The 13,318-nt window shown below is 33.5% G+C and carries 13 protein-coding genes and 3 tRNA genes; 10 read left to right on the forward strand and 6 right to left on the reverse strand.

The features are described from left to right. Positions 1-140: 140 nt before the first annotated feature. Entirely contained in the window at positions 141-773 is a 633-nt protein-coding gene (locus VIX88_RS08420) for an NAD(P)H-dependent oxidoreductase (RefSeq protein WP_214193751.1), read from the reverse strand. A gap of 238 nt (positions 774-1,011) precedes the next feature. Between VIX88_RS08420 and VIX88_RS08425 the strand changes: the two genes are divergently transcribed. Both VIX88_RS08425 and VIX88_RS08430 read left to right on the forward strand, forming a co-directional pair. Continuing rightward, complete coding sequence (locus VIX88_RS08425) at positions 1,012-2,469, forward strand: hypothetical protein (RefSeq protein WP_237190259.1); 1,458 nt, start codon at positions 1,012-1,014, stop codon at positions 2,467-2,469. Positions 2,470-2,598: 129 nt separating this feature from the next. After that, positions 2,599-3,369 (forward strand): NUMOD4 domain-containing protein, encoded by a 771-nt coding sequence (locus VIX88_RS08430; RefSeq protein WP_310503729.1) that lies wholly within the window; start codon positions 2,599-2,601, stop codon positions 3,367-3,369. A 56-nt stretch (positions 3,370-3,425) separates the two neighbouring features. Here the strand turns inward: VIX88_RS08430 and hflX are convergent, their stop codons facing one another. From hflX to VIX88_RS08445, 3 genes are all read right to left on the reverse strand, one after another. Then, positions 3,426-4,646 carry a GTPase HflX gene (gene hflX, locus VIX88_RS08435; protein ID WP_064970949.1) on the reverse strand — a complete coding sequence of 407 codons (1,221 nt, stop codon included), beginning with the start codon at positions 4,644-4,646 and terminating at the stop codon, positions 3,426-3,428. Positions 4,647-4,662: 16 nt separating this feature from the next. Then, positions 4,663-5,850: a tRNA 2-thiouridine(34) synthase MnmA gene (mnmA, locus tag VIX88_RS08440; RefSeq protein ID WP_214193753.1), complete on the reverse strand. Its 1,188-nt coding sequence runs from the start codon at positions 5,848-5,850 to the stop codon at positions 4,663-4,665. Positions 5,851-6,005: 155 nt separating this feature from the next. After that, positions 6,006-6,884: an IS982-like element ISRa1 family transposase gene (locus tag VIX88_RS08445; RefSeq protein ID WP_267274608.1), complete on the reverse strand. Its 879-nt coding sequence runs from the start codon at positions 6,882-6,884 to the stop codon at positions 6,006-6,008. 100 nt (positions 6,885-6,984) lie between these two features. On the opposite strand from VIX88_RS08445, the gene VIX88_RS08450 reads away from it, so the two are divergent. The 3 genes from VIX88_RS08450 (at position 6,985) to feoB (ending at position 9,940) form a co-directional block, all read left to right on the forward strand. After that, positions 6,985-7,521 (forward strand): hypothetical protein, encoded by a 537-nt coding sequence (locus VIX88_RS08450; RefSeq protein WP_004916262.1) that lies wholly within the window; start codon positions 6,985-6,987, stop codon positions 7,519-7,521. A 95-nt stretch (positions 7,522-7,616) separates the two neighbouring features. Beyond that, positions 7,617-7,868 carry a FeoA family protein gene (locus VIX88_RS08455; protein WP_004916263.1) on the forward strand — a complete coding sequence of 84 codons (252 nt, stop codon included), beginning with the start codon at positions 7,617-7,619 and terminating at the stop codon, positions 7,866-7,868. Between the two features lie 32 nt (positions 7,869-7,900). Next, positions 7,901-9,940, forward strand: a complete 2,040-nt coding sequence (gene feoB / locus VIX88_RS08460) for a ferrous iron transport protein B (protein WP_064971266.1) — start codon at positions 7,901-7,903, stop codon at positions 9,938-9,940. A gap of 269 nt (positions 9,941-10,209) precedes the next feature. Here feoB and aat read toward each other — a convergent pair whose 3' ends face one another. Together aat and VIX88_RS08470 are read right to left on the reverse strand one after the other, a co-directional pair. Next, positions 10,210-10,893 carry a leucyl/phenylalanyl-tRNA--protein transferase gene (aat, locus tag VIX88_RS08465; protein ID WP_004916267.1) on the reverse strand — a complete coding sequence of 228 codons (684 nt, stop codon included), beginning with the start codon at positions 10,891-10,893 and terminating at the stop codon, positions 10,210-10,212. Between the two features lie 72 nt (positions 10,894-10,965). After that, positions 10,966-11,346: a DUF3127 domain-containing protein gene (locus VIX88_RS08470; RefSeq protein ID WP_064971265.1), complete on the reverse strand. Its 381-nt coding sequence runs from the start codon at positions 11,344-11,346 to the stop codon at positions 10,966-10,968. Positions 11,347-11,595: 249 nt separating this feature from the next. Between VIX88_RS08470 and VIX88_RS08475 the strand changes: the two genes are divergently transcribed. From VIX88_RS08475 to VIX88_RS08495, 5 genes are all read left to right on the forward strand, one after another. Continuing rightward, a tRNA-Leu gene (locus tag VIX88_RS08475) sits at positions 11,596-11,677 on the forward strand. 6 nt (positions 11,678-11,683) lie between these two features. Then, positions 11,684-11,756, forward strand: a tRNA-Gly gene (locus VIX88_RS08480). 10 nt (positions 11,757-11,766) lie between these two features. Then, positions 11,767-11,850, forward strand: a tRNA-Leu gene (locus VIX88_RS08485). A 369-nt stretch (positions 11,851-12,219) separates the two neighbouring features. Next, positions 12,220-13,098 (forward strand): IS982-like element ISRa1 family transposase, encoded by an 879-nt coding sequence (locus VIX88_RS08490; RefSeq protein ID WP_222535069.1) that lies wholly within the window; start codon positions 12,220-12,222, stop codon positions 13,096-13,098. Position 13,099: 1 nt separating this feature from the next. Beyond that, complete coding sequence (locus VIX88_RS08495) at positions 13,100-13,318, forward strand: hypothetical protein (protein WP_064971301.1); 219 nt, start codon at positions 13,100-13,102, stop codon at positions 13,316-13,318.

Raw genomic sequence — 13,318 nt, forward strand, 5'->3', positions numbered from 1 at the left:
TTAACGGACAAAAGAATGTTTCTGTTCTGAGAATTATAATGAAAGCAAAAATACCGATACATATTAGTACCGGTATTAAATGATTTTATTTTTTAGATATACAAAACTTACGAGAGCTATTCTGAAGGAATAATAGAATGTTATTTAATGAATTGAAACAAATCATCAGAAGGTTTTCTTACTTTTTTACCATGTTGAAATAAATCATCGTGAGCTCTATAACCTAATGCTAAACATACCGTAGGGATTTCCTTAGAAGAATCTATGTCTAAAATTTCTGCTACTTTATGGGCGTCGAATCCCTCCATAGGGCAAGTATCTACTCCTTCTAAAGCGGCAGAAAATATAAAGTTGCTTAGTAATATATAAGCTTGTTTTTCATTCCAATAAGGTAGAGTTTCGCTGTTGTGCCTATTGATGTAGCCTTCTACACTATTTCTGAAAGGCTGTAATGCTTCTAATGGGGCTTGACGCTCTTTGGAAATTAGGTTAAAGTAACTATCTACATAATTTTTCTCTAACTCCTTTTTAGAAATAATGACTAATAAATGCGAACAAGTAGAAGTCTGTGAAGGGTTATAAAAAGCTGAAGCTAAATCTTCCTTTTTTGAAGGGGAAGAAATAACTAAAACTCTATAAGGTTGCAGCCCTAGAGAACTTGCAGATAATCTACCTGCTTCTAATATACGACTTAGGGTATCCTCTGTAACTTTTTTTTCAGTATCAAATTTTTTTACAGAGTAGCGTTTGTTTAGTGCGTCTATATAATTCATTTAGCAAATATATAAACATTTCTGTAAAAGCATGGTTATTTGTATTTCTCATTTACACCTATATTTGCAGATATAAAATACAAAAATGCAGAGTCTAAAAACTTTTTTTTATTTCCTATGCCTACTGTGGTATACCATAGGCCTTGCGCAAGATAAAAAATATTTTTTACACGATACTGCCACTAAGAAAACAGTTATAAAAAAAGATTCACTTTCTGCAGTTAAGTTTTTAGATTCATTGGTAGAAAATAAGTATTACTTCACAAAGCTACTTAAAGCAGAAAAAACTGGTGATAGAGTTGATATTTATTTTGATAAAGGTCAAAATTATCAGCAAGTTTTAGTAAAATTATCAGATTCCATAGCGAGTGAATTGGGCTTGAAAGGTACATTTGTTACCACGAATCTAGATTCTCTAAAAAATACTATCAATAAAGCATATTTAGAGAAAGGTTTTGCATTTAATCGGGTTAAATCTACCTTTTTAGGGTTAGATGCTACGGGTAAACCAATAGCTAGTATTTCTATAATTAAAGATAAAAAAAGAGTAATAGATGCTTTCAAAATAAAAGGCTACGATAAAGTGCCAAAACGATTTATCTATGATTTAGAGAAGGAGTTTAAAGAAAAACTGCACCACTCTACCCAACTGATGGCTATACATAAACGTCTGCAAAATCATAGTTTTGTTTTGTTAGAAAGACCACCTCAGACACTATTTACGCCAGATTCCACCCAAGTGTTTTTATTTTTACAAAAAAAGAAAAACAATAGTTTTGATGGTGTTTTAGGATTTGGTAACAATCAGTCCGAAAAACTAACATTTAATGGGACACTTAACTTTAACCTAAAAAACATATTTAATAGCTTTGAAACCCTAAATCTTTTTTGGCAAAGGACGCCTAATAGTGGGCAAACCTTTGATGTAGGTGTAGAGATACCTTATTTGTTTAATTCCGATATAGGTACTCAGTTTAAGATGTCTGTTTTTAGGCAAGATTCTACTTTTGCTCATGTTAAAATTCAGCCGAGTTTGTATTACCAGTGGAGATTTAGACATAAAATTGGTGTTAGAGGGAGTTTTGAATTGTCTTCGGTACTTTCCGAAACTTATAGCTTAGCAAGAGAGTTTAGCCGAAAAGGTGTGGGGCTTTGGTATGACTACACTGAAAATAGCGACAATGAACTAATGCCATACCTTATGAAAATAAATGCTGAAGCGGATATACTGAATACTCAATATACAGATAGTAAGGCTTCGCAGTGGCGCTATAGGATTTTTGCGGAACGAAACATTAACCTCAAGGGGAAACATTACCTCAATTTGCATCTCAATTCTGCTCGATTGCAAACTAGAGAAGTATTGTCTATAAATGAATTGTATAGGATAGGTGGTTGGAACTCGTTAAGAGGTTTCAACGAAGAAAGTTTGCTTACAAATGCCTATTTATATGGCGGTGCAGAGTATCGTTATTTGGTAGGGCAGCAAGCTTTTTTTGATGTTTTCGGACAACTGGCTCAAGTAAGGGCTTCTAGCAGTAGTATTTATAACTATTTTTATAGCGTAGGTACAGGGTTTAATTTTAGATTGCCTCTCGGTATTATGAGTTTCCAAATCTCTAATGGTACGGCTTTTGGTAGTCCTTTTAGGTTTAAAGATGTTAAAATACATTGGGGATTAGTAACTAGATTTTAAACAAGTGATTAAATAAAGGACTGGGTGAGAATTAAAATTTGTAACTTTGTAGCCCTTTTTTTAATTCTAGAAGATATTTACGGTACACTATTCATAAGGAGTTTTCCGTTATACAGATAGTTGAAAAATATGAACAATAACGAGTTTGGTAAAGAAGTTTGGAAGCCTATTAAGTTTGATTTTGAATTTACTAACGATTATAGATTTGAAGTTTCTAACTTAGGGCGAGTGAGAAGCTTTAATAAAGTTTCGCAAGGTAGAATTTTAAATGGTTCTACCACTGGAGGATACAAAATAATTAGGCTTAAATTATATAGACCAAGAACAGAAAAAGAGCAGCAAAAGTTTGATGAACTTAAAGCCGAAATTTCCAATTTGTACAAGAAAAGAAGGGAGTATATAAAGAAATATAATGATATAGCAAGTTTTGAAGCTGCAACGCTATTGTTAGAAAAAAAGAAAAAACAGCTAAGCCAAAAGCTAGCAAGAAATCTAAAGAAACGAACCATTAACCATCATTTTTTAATACATCGCTTAGTAGCGACCTATTTTCTGCCGAAGCCAAAATCAGAGGAAACAGTTGTAGGGCATTTAGATTTTGATAAAACTAACAATACGGTAGGCAATCTTAAATGGATGACAGCTGAAGAAAATCAAGCTCATCAAAATAATAGTCCTAAAGTAATAGCAGAAAGAAAGTGGCGAAAATATAGAGGAAGCAATCGTACAAAGGGAATGAAGCTGACTTCTACTCAAGTTATACATATCAAAACTCAACTGAAAAGAAATCGTCCAGTTAAGCAAATTGCAAAGCAGTTTGATATTTCAACTATGCAAGTTTGGCGGATTAGAAGTGGAGAAAATTGGGCTCATATCAAAATTCCAGAATCACATAGTTAAAACATACTTTTAATAAAAAAACTCGTTTTGAAAATCATCAAAACGAGTTTTTTAGTTTATTCTTCTATTTCTGCATCATTATCGTAGTACTGAAAAAGGAAATCATTATAAGGGAACCTAGAAATATGTATACGATGAACTTCGTCATAGATAAGTTTTTTCATCTCTGGGAAGTTTTCCTTCGTTAATGCCGAAATAAAAACAGTCGGGAATTTAGATTTAGCCATCCAAGTTTTTTTCCATTCGTCTAGCGATATGTTTTTCTTGGTAGAAGGTGTTAAATCATCTTCGTCCTTTTTCTCATAGGAGAAGTCATCTATTTTATTAAAAATCATAATAGCAGGTTTCCTATGAGTATCTATCTCCTGTAAAATCTGATTTACAGAGTCTATATGGTCTTCAAAACTCTCGTGCGAAATATCCACAACATGAACTAACAGGTCAGCTTCTCTCACTTCATCAAGTGTGGATTTGAAACTTTCTACCAATTGAGTAGGAAGTTTTCGGATAAAACCAACGGTATCTGTCAAAAGGAAAGGTAAGTTGCCAATCACCACTTTTCTTACTGTGGTGTCTAGTGTTGCAAAGAGTTTGTTTTCTGCAAATACTTCCGATTTGGATATGGCATTCATTAGAGTAGATTTGCCCACATTGGTATAGCCTACTAAAGCCACGCGCACCATTTTCCCTCGGTTATTTCTTTGGGTTGCCATTTGTTTATCAATGGTCTTTAGTTTTTCTTTTAGTAAAGAAATTCTATCTCTAATGATTCTTCGGTCGGTTTCAATTTCGGTTTCCCCAGGTCCACGCATTCCGATACCACCTCGCTGACGCTCTAAGTGTGTCCACATACGAGTAAGTCTAGGGAGTAGATATTCGTATTGTGCAAGTTCTACCTGTGTTCTAGCATAAGAGGTTTGAGCTCTTTGTGCGAAGATATCCAAAATCAAATTCGTACGGTCTAGGATTTTTACTTCCATTTCCCTTTCGAGGTTTTTGAGCTGTGAAGGGGAAAGTTCATCATCAAAAATAACTGTTCCTACTTCGTTTTCCTTTACAAAATCTCTTATTTCCTCCATCTTTCCTTTGCCTACAAAGGTTCTAGAATCTGGTTGAGAGAGTTTTTGGGTGAAGCGTTTTTCTACCGTAGCTCCTGCGGTATAGGCTAAAAATTCTAGTTCATCTAGATATTCGGTAAGTTTATCTTCGTCTTGGTCTTTGGTAATTAAGCCTACTAAAACGGCTTTTTCATATAAATGTTCCTTTTTTTCTAACATAAATCTAATTCTTTGATTAAGAAATCACGCCGCTCCCCACTAATTCATCTTCTAAATACCATGCGGCAAATTGCCCTTCTGCTACGGCAGATTGAGGGTTTTCAAATTCTATGTATAGCCCGTCTTCGTATTTGTGTAAGGTGGCTTTTTCCAATGGTTGGCGATAGCGTATCCTTGCCGTCACTTCCATAGTTTCGTTGTTTTTCAGTTCTAAATCTTCTCTTACCCAATGAATATCGTTAGGCTCTATCTTGATTACCTTTTGGAATAAACCTGGAAAATTTTTGCCTTCTCCTACAAAGATGAGGTTTTCTTTAACATCTCTAGAAATAATAAAACAACTCTCCTTATGTCCACCAATGCCTAGACCTTTACTTTGCCCAATGGTGAAAAATTGAGCTCCTTGGTGTTTACCAATACTCTTACCATCGGATTTTTGGTAAGTGATTTTTTTGGAAAGATGCTTTAGCTCTTCGTACTTATCGTTAAAGTGAGGAAGAGGTTGATGATAGGTTTCAAAATCTTTAAAAATTTCTATTATTTCGCCTTCCTTAGGTTTTAGCTGTTGTTGTAAAAATTGAGGTAGGCTTACCTTTCCTATAAAGCATAACCCTTGGGAGTCTTTTTTGTTGGCAGTTACCAGCCCTATTTCTTTAGCTATTTCTCTTACTTCAGGCTTAGTAAGTTCTCCAATGGGGAATAGTGCTTTAGAAAGTTGCTCCTGATTGAGCTGGCACAGGAAATAGCTTTGGTCTTTGTTATGGTCTTTCCCTGCTAAAAGATGGTAGGTGGTAGCTCCATTCTCATCTTCCGTAGTGCCTAATCTTGCGTAATGCCCAGTAGCTACCTTGTCTGCTCCTAAAGAAAGAGCGGTTTTCATAAATACATCAAATTTAACTTCTCTGTTGCATAAAACATCAGGGTTAGGAGTTCTTCCTTTCTCGTATTCTTCAAACATATAATCTACAATACGCTCTTTGTAGAGTTCACTCATATCTATTACTTGAAAAGAAATGCCTAGTTTTTGGGCAACCAATAGAGCGTCATTACTATCTTCAACCCAAGGGCATTCATCTTCTAGCGTTACCGAAGCATCGTTCCAATTTCTCATAAATAAGCCGATGACTTCGTGCCCTTGTTGCTGCAAAAGGTATGCTGCTACACTGCTATCTACACCGCCTGATAAACCTACAACTACTTTCATTTTAGTGATTTAAAAATTATAATTATTTCTCATATAAATCCGAAATAATGCCGCAAAGTTACAATTTTTAACCTTGTTTTTAGTAAAACGAAAATGCCAGCACGAAATTTGTAATGTTGAGATACAAATTAAATTTCTTAAACTCGTTGTGCATTTTAAATAATACTGATTTTTAGATGATTTAATTTTCTTTGGAAGATAAATTTATTGATATATTGAATAACCGTTGCGGCGGTTATTTTACTGATTATCCTTGTTTTAAAGCCTTCAAAAGTTTTAGCATAGTTTCTTTTAATCATAAATTGGTCGCAAAGTTGAGAGAAAAATGTCTCAATTCGTTTTCGCTTTTTCTTGTACAATGAAAATTGAGGAATATAATCTTTCTGATTACTTCTCATTGGTGTATCTAATTTAATATTAGCATAGTTAAATAAATCTATTTGAACTTTTGCTGATAAATAGCCTCTATCTCCAATTAAAGTACAGTTTCGCATTTGCTCACCAATATCTTTTAAATAGTGGATGTCGTGAACGGATGCAGGGCTTATATCAAAATTCTTAATCACACCATTTAAAGAACATACTGCGTGTAGTTTATAGCCATAGAAATATAATTTCTGTGAAGCACAATAACCATATGTTGGTAAAGAATAGGATTGCTCTTTACAAATTTTTGAACGAGTAGAACGAGCATTTTCACAAACTTTCATTGGCATGCTATCAACGATAAAAATATCTTCAAACTCATTGAACTCCATCGAAATACGCTGTCTAATTTGCTCTGTTTGTAGGGATAGTCTTCGTTTTCGCTTATTGTAAACACTTCTTTCAATTTTGTTTATCAGAGAGTTTGGCAATTTTCTAAATAACTGTAATTCGCTATCAATACTCAAGTATTCAGCAGTAATATTAAGACTTATGACTTCTAAATCGCTCATTTTAGGTGTTCTTCTCTGATAACTAATCAGTTGATTTTCTGAAAAAAGTCCTAAAACTTCCAAAATTCTTTCATATATTTGCTCTAAGTTGTTCATTTATATCGTTTTATAGCAAAAACAATATACTGATTTTCAGTCTAATAAACAACTCTTGTTTTTTTCATTTCATAATGCACAACGGGTTTTCTTAAATATTATGAAGTATTTATTAGCTCTAGGGTTAGGTGTAGTTTCAGTATTTGGTTTTTCTCAAATTCAGACTGCTAAAAGAATAGATTTGGGTAACAAATGGACTTTTGGCGGATATGCTGGGCTTGGTGGTGCTTTGAGTGGTGGAGGTAGAGCTACCTCATTATTTGTTTCTCCTAGAGTGGGGTATATGGTGTCTCCTAATTTTGAAGTAGGTATGGCGAGTAATCTTACATGGACTAATGCTTCTAGTTTTTCTAATACCATGATTGGTGTAGGTCCTTTTGCTAATTATTATTTTGATAGGAAATTTTTTGTGCAAGGTCTATATCAGCATCACTTCATCAATCTTAAAAATAAGATAAGCAACGAAAAATATTCAACAAACGAACCTGCTTTGTATCTAGGAGGAGGTTATATGCAACGCTTGGGGAGTAATGCTTATATGCAAATAGGAGGTATGTATAATGTGCTTTATAACAAAGATAAAAGCTACTTTAGTAATGCTTTTGTGCCTAATGTTGGGATAGTGTTTGGGCTGTAAATTGCTTTACTGATGATTATCATTTTGGTTTTAGTACAAATTATTGTTTAGATTTGGTTTAAATAACTATATTTGCAGTCTAAAACTGAAATCTATTGAAATCCACAGCAGAAGATAAATTAAATATCTTTCCCAAGCATACTTATGGTAGGGTTTTGGGCTATGATGATAGCCAATTAGAAATGCCTACAAAAATTATGGAAATGGGCTTGCTACCCGATACTGTATTTAAAGTGCTTTATCAAGCTCCTTTTAATGGGCCTTTATACATTGAATTTGGAGAGGAAAAAAATCGTATCGCTCTTAGAGAAGAAGAAGCGGCTTATATTCTAGTGGAACCAATGTAAAGTTTTAGGGCTTGTCAAAACTAAAATACCCAATGATGAAGGAAGATAAGACCACCAAAAAAGTACTTTTAGTAGGAAATCCTAATGTAGGGAAGTCCACTATATTTAATAAACTTTGTAATCTTCAGCAAAAAACAGGTAATTATGCTGGGGTTACGGTGTCTAGCCATTCGGGAACTTATATTTTTAATAATGAAACAGTACAGGTTACAGACTTGCCTGGGGCTTACAGTATTTATCCTTCATCAGAAGACGAAGCGGTTTTTAGTCAGTTTCTCCTTAGTAATAGAGAAGATTACTCTGGGATTATTTATATTTTAGAGGCAATTAGTATTAAAAGAGGATTGCTATTATTTCAGCAGATACAAGATTTGGGTATTCCTGTTGTATTGGTGGTTAATCAGATAGATCAAGCAGAGAAAAGAGGTGTTAAAATAAACATCAATTTGCTTGAAGAAAAATTAGGAGTTAAAGTTTTAGCTACTAACGCTAAAGAAAATGAAGGTATAGATAATATTAAAGAAGCTGTTTATCAAAATTTATTTAGTGTTTTAAAAGAAAATGCGTTTAAAATTCCTAGTGAGCAGTCAGGTTTAATACATAAACTATCACTTCAAATTCAAGAAAATAATTATTACAAAGTATGGACTTTGCTAGCGTCTGAGGAATATCTTGGAGAAGTTAAAAGTATTAAACAAAAGCTTGATAGCAAAGATACTAAATGTGTTATTCCTAAAAGATTACAGGTTAAAGAGACTATAAGGAGATATCAAACAATAGAGCCTATTGTAGCTGAGGTGATATCTAGAACTCCTCAAACAACAGAGAGTTTTACCGAAAAGCTAGATAAATTGCTCGTGCATAAGGTTTTCGGGTATCTTATTTTTGGGGTTTTATTGATGATTATCTTCCAAAGTGTATTTTTTCTTGCGGATTATCCAATGACGTGGATAGATGAAGCTTTTGCATGGTTGGCAGAAAAATCGGCGGAGGTGTTACCCGAAGGACCAATCAATAGTTTAGTATCTAGTGGTATAATACCAGGGCTTGGTGGCATTATTATTTTTGCACCACAGATAGGTATTCTTCTCTATTTTCTCTATTTATTGGAAGATTCTGGCTATATGGCAAGAGTGGTTTTTCTTATGGATAGGCTATTGAGACCTTTTGGGCTGAACGGTAAAAGTATTGTGCCTTTAGTGTCTGGGACGGCCTGTGCGATACCCGCAATTATGTCCACCAGAAATATTGAAAATATTAAGGAACGCCTCATTACTATTTTAGTAACACCGTTTATGACTTGTGCTGCAAGGCTGCCAGTGTATAGCATTATTATTACCTTAGTTATTCCAGATAAATATTTTCTAGGTGTGAGTTATAGAGCGATGGTTCTGATGGGTATGTATCTTTTAGGCTTTGTTACGGCTCTTTTGGCATCTTTAGTATTGAAAAAAATTATTAAGACAAAAGAAAAGTCTTTCCTTGTTATGGATTTGCCTACTTATAAAGTGCCTCTTTTTGGGTATGATTTAAAGTTGGTTTTAGGGAAAGTTTGGGATTTTATTACAGGAGCAGGTAAGGTTATCTTTTCGGTGAGTATCATATTGTGGGTTTTAAGTTACTTTGGACCGAAGCAATCGGCAGATGAATGGATAAGTACCGATGTAGCTTTAGAGAACTCTTATCTTTCTAAAATGGGCAAAACCATAGAACCCGCAATTAGTCCACTAGGATATGATTGGAAGATGGGAGTAGGAATTATCACTAGTTTTGCAGCAAGAGAAGTATTTGTGGGTACAATGTCCACTCTGTATAGTTTAGATGAAGATGTGGAAGAAGGTACTATCGTCCAGAAAATGCAACAAGACACAAAAGCTAATGGGGAGAAAGTATTTAGCTTTGCTACAGGGCTTTCCATATTATTATTCTACGCTTTTGCGATGCAGTGCATCTCTACTATAGCAGTGGTTTATAGAGAAACTAAAAGCTGGAAATGGACTTTGATTCAAATCGTAGGAATGTCAGGATTGGCATATGTAGCATCTTTAATAGTGTATCAAATATTCAAGTAAACTAAACTATGAATGCACTTTGGTTACAATATATTATTATTTTACTTGTTTTTTTAATGGCGAGTTATTCTCTTTTTAAAGTGGTAAAAAAAAGTGTTTCTCCTACCAAATTCAAAAGCAAACGAACCCATTGCGACAAAGATTGTGGCTGTTCTTGAGTTATTTAAGTGTTAAATAAAATTTATTTTCAAAAAATAGTAAAACTATTGTTTTGTATTATTTAAAATAGTAAATTTGCAGTCTTTCATTTTTACTTTTTATTAGATTTATTAGGATTGCTGTGTGTAACTATTTAGTTCACACAGCTTTTTGTTTTTTATTTGAGGGTCTAAAATATCAAGGAAAATTTCCTTTCTTATAAGTGTTGCTCCAAGGCTTTCTAAATGTTGGGAATAAACCTGACAGTCTATCAATCTTATTTGGTTGCAATATTTCTCAGCAAAATAGATAAGCCCGGCTTTAGAGGCGTTGCTTGCCTTGCTGAACATACTTTCTCCACAGAATATATTATGAGTCATGATACCATAAAATCCACCGACGAGAATGTTATTCTGATAAACTTCTATACTTTTTGCAATGCCTAGTTGGTGTAATCTAAGATAGGTTTCTATCATTTGCTCAGTAATCCAAGTCCCATCTTGTTCGGAGCGTTTTATGTGAGCACAATTTTTAATAACGGCTTCAAAGTTGTGATTTTCTTTAAACTCAAAACAATTACTTTTCATAATTTTCCTCATAGATTTAGATATTTTTATCTGTCTAGGAAATAATACAAACCTTTCTAGCGGAGACCACCAAAGGATTTCTTCTCCTTCATTAAACCATGGGAAAATGCCATTTTGATAAGCTAATAGTACTCTTTTAGGAGAAAGGTCACCACCAATAGCTACAATGTCTTCTTTTTGATAATAGGGATTAGGAAAAACGATAGTTTCTTTAGGTAAAAGAATCATAAGGAGTAAGGGTTTAAATAATAATCCCACCTATTTAAAATGGTGGGATTGTATTAGATAGTATTATTTTAATTAAAATGGTAAATCGTCATCTTCGTCCTCAAAAGGATTTTCGTTAGATGATGAGGTTGTTTGTGAAGCGTTCATAGCTTGTGTGGGTTCGTTTTGGTAGCCAGAACCTTCGGTTTTTTCTATTCTCCAGCCAACGATAGAGTTAAAGTACTTTACTTCACCTTGAGGGCTTGTCCACTCTCTACCTCTAATGTTGATGCCTATTTTCACAGCATCACCTTCGGAAAAAGGTTCTAAAGCATGAACTTTTTCTTGTAAAAATTCTATATTGATAGGTTGTGGGTATTGTTCTTGGGTTAGTAAAACTAATTCTCTTTTCTGAAACCCACTTGGAAATGTTTGTATTTCTCCTATTTTTTTAATTGTACCTTGTAACTCCATTGTCTTAAAATGTATTTTTAATAGACCGTAAAGATAAGAATAAAAAATAAATATTTTATAAAATTTGGGTTTTGGGTTTTCTTTTTATTGCTTATTTGTGTTGATTATCAAATCGGTAAAAATAATGTTGTAAAAATTAACAAAAAAACTTGGATAGAATTGAAAAAAGTTTCTATATTTGCAACCACAAAAGAGGAGTTATCTCTTCTTGAGTAGAGTAAAAGTTTTTACATAGTTTTTTAAACATCTGCGGATGTGGTGTAATTGGTAGCCACGCTAGACTTAGGATCTAGTGCCGAGAGGCGTGGGGGTTCGAGTCCCTTCATCCGCACTGTTTGCGAAAATAGCTCAGCTGGTAGAGCGCAACCTTGCCAAGGTTGAGGTCGCGGGTTCGAACCCCGTTTTTCGCTCTGTCTATATGCCCTGGTGGTGGAACTGGTAGACACGCAGGACTTAAAATCCTGTGCCTCTTTTGGCGTGCGGGTTCAAGTCCCGCCTGGGGTACGAAAAGACTGATTATCATATTGATTTTCAGTCTTTTTTGTTTTTGTGGGTGACTAAAAGGGTGGCTATACTCTTTTTAAACATATATCAAGTATATAAGTCAGCCATATTCATTTTAAGTTAAAAAAAACAGTATTTCTAACTTAATCCCTATCAATTTTCTACATTATTTAGTATTTTAGCACCATAAAATACAAGATTATCCTGCTTTGCTAAAATCAATATTTTCACTATATAGATTGGCACTGCATTAAGTCTTTTATCATCTTAAATAATAAAACTACCCGTTGTGCATTATGAAATGAAAAAAACAAGAGTTGTTTATTAGACTGAAAATAAGTATATTGTTTTTGCTATAAAACGATATAAATGAACAACATAGAGCAAATATATGAAAGAATTTTGGAAGTTTTAGGACTTTTTTCAGAAAATCAACTGATTAGTTATCAGAGAAGAACACCTAAAATGAGCGATTTAGAAGTCATAAGTCTTAATATTACTGCTGAATACTTGAGTATTGATAGCGAATTACAGTTATTTAGAAAATTGCCAAACTCTCTGATAAACAAAATTGAAAGAAGTGTTTACAATAAGCGAAAACGAAGACTATCCCTACAAACAGAGCAAATTAGACAGCGTATTTCGATGGAGTTCAATGAGTTTGAAGATATTTTTATCGTTGATAGCATGCCAATGAAAGTTTGTGAAAACGCTCGTTCTACTCGTTCAAAAATTTGTAAAGAGCAATCCTATTCTTCACCAACATATGGTTATTGTGCTTCACAGAAATTATATTTCTATGGCTATAAACTACACGCAGTATGTTCTTTAAATGGTGTGATTAAGAATTTTGATATAAGCCCTGCATCCGTTCACGACATCCACTATTTAAAAGATAGTGGTGAGCAAATGCGAAACTGTACTTTAATTGGAGATAGAGGCTATTTATCAGCAAAAGTTCAAATAGATTTATTTAACTATGCTAATATTAAATTAGATACACCAATGAGAAGTAATGAGAAAGATTATATTCCTCAATTTTCATTGTACAAGAAAAAGCGAAAACGAATTGAGACATTTTTCTCTCAACTTTGCGACCAATTTATGATTAAAAGAAACTATGCTAAAACTTTTGAAGGCTTTAAAACAAGGATAATCAGTAAAATAACCGCCGCAACGGTTATTCAATATATCAATAAATTTATCTTCCAAAGAAAATTAAATCATCTAAAAATCAGTATTATTTAAAATGCACAACGAGTTTATAGAGTTAATTGCTAATGCTGATGGCGAATACGAAGATGCCGAAAAAAGAAAATTGAATGAAATTAATGAAGCAATCGAAAAAGGTCATTTAGTAAAACCAACTAAAACTTCTAATTTCTTAAAAACATGGCAAGTAAGTTACCCTCTAATAATACTAATGGTGGTTCTTATTTATTTACTTATCAATAGTCTTATTAAATAA

This window comes from Riemerella anatipestifer, from assembly GCF_035666175.1.
Classification (GTDB): domain Bacteria; phylum Bacteroidota; class Bacteroidia; order Flavobacteriales; family Weeksellaceae; genus Riemerella; species Riemerella anatipestifer_D.

Bases quoted from the DNA above. Each gene is read 5' to 3' on its own strand.
- VIX88_RS08420 (WP_214193751.1), bottom strand. From the start codon at position 773: ATGAATTATATAGACGCACTAAACAAACGCTACTCTGTAAAAAAATTT.
- VIX88_RS08430 (WP_310503729.1), top strand. From the start codon at position 2,599: ATGAACAATAACGAGTTTGGTAAAGAAGTTTGGAAGCCTATTAAGTTT.
- hflX (WP_064970949.1), bottom strand. From the start codon at position 4,646: ATGTTAGAAAAAAAGGAACATTTATATGAAAAAGCCGTTTTAGTAGGC.
- mnmA (WP_214193753.1), bottom strand. From the start codon at position 5,850: ATGAAAGTAGTTGTAGGTTTATCAGGCGGTGTAGATAGCAGTGTAGCA.
- VIX88_RS08445 (WP_267274608.1), bottom strand. From the start codon at position 6,884: ATGAACAACTTAGAGCAAATATATGAAAGAATTTTGGAAGTTTTAGGA.
- VIX88_RS08450 (WP_004916262.1), top strand. From the start codon at position 6,985: ATGAAGTATTTATTAGCTCTAGGGTTAGGTGTAGTTTCAGTATTTGGT.
- feoB (WP_064971266.1), top strand. From the start codon at position 7,901: ATGATGAAGGAAGATAAGACCACCAAAAAAGTACTTTTAGTAGGAAAT.
- aat (WP_004916267.1), bottom strand. From the start codon at position 10,893: ATGATTCTTTTACCTAAAGAAACTATCGTTTTTCCTAATCCCTATTAT.
- VIX88_RS08470 (WP_064971265.1), bottom strand. From the start codon at position 11,346: ATGGAGTTACAAGGTACAATTAAAAAAATAGGAGAAATACAAACATTT.
- VIX88_RS08490 (WP_222535069.1), top strand. From the start codon at position 12,220: ATGAACAACATAGAGCAAATATATGAAAGAATTTTGGAAGTTTTAGGA.
- VIX88_RS08495 (WP_064971301.1), top strand. From the start codon at position 13,100: ATGCACAACGAGTTTATAGAGTTAATTGCTAATGCTGATGGCGAATAC.